1 protein-coding gene is annotated in these 255 nt (G+C 58.0%); it reads right to left on the reverse strand.

The genetic code is table 11. The annotated features are described in order from the left end of the window. Positions 1-182 (reverse strand): hypothetical protein (locus JAO32_RS19765; RefSeq protein WP_334243609.1); only part of this gene is annotated, 182 nt, incomplete at its 3' end. Positions 183-255: the final 73 nt, after the last annotated feature.

The following is a 255-nucleotide window of genomic DNA, read 5'->3' on the forward strand; positions in this document are numbered from 1 at the left end:
AGACTCAACTCACCGCGCGAAGCGTTCTCCGGGATTAGGCCCTTCATATATGTGCGGTCGGCATATGCGTCCAGCGTAACTGGACGGTCGCCCAGAAGGCGCAACACATAGCTGACGTCTGCAAGCACGACCGTTGTTGGCCGCTGCGAATCCACAACCAGGTTCAACGGCCACGGCGGCAAGGCTATGGATGCTGACCTATACCATCGCACCCATCCGACAAGCGCTATCAGTGTCATTACCGCAACTACCGCC

This window comes from Terriglobus sp. ADX1, from assembly GCF_036877645.1.
Taxonomy (GTDB): domain Bacteria; phylum Acidobacteriota; class Terriglobia; order Terriglobales; family Acidobacteriaceae; genus Terriglobus.